This window comes from Undibacterium sp. Ji83W, assembly GCF_049340385.1.
Lineage (GTDB): Bacteria > Pseudomonadota > Gammaproteobacteria > Burkholderiales > Burkholderiaceae_D > Undibacterium.
The window spans coordinates 1-230 of record NZ_JBMPOZ010000088.1; the positions used below are offsets into that span (position 1 = coordinate 1).

Genomic DNA, 230 nt, shown 5'->3' on the forward strand with positions numbered 1-230 from the left:
CATGCCTTCGTCGTGACTGGCACCAACCTGGTCAAGACCATCGGTGTCACCAATGACGTCACGATTTCTACACTGACGATTACCGGCGAAGGCGGTGCCACGCGTACGCTTTCGACCACCGGCAACGTCGAAGTCACATCAGACACCAGCTTTATCTTCACGCTAGCCGGTGCCGATATCGCTGCCGTGGATGCCTTGCTCAATAAAAACGGCACATCTTCCGCCAGCAG

Annotated in this window: 1 protein-coding gene; it reads left to right on the forward strand. The window is 56.1% G+C overall.

The annotated features are described in order from the left end of the window. A partial coding sequence (locus tag ACO0LD_RS31865; RefSeq protein ID WP_423013558.1) for a hypothetical protein occupies window positions 1–230 on the forward strand: 230 nt, incomplete at both ends.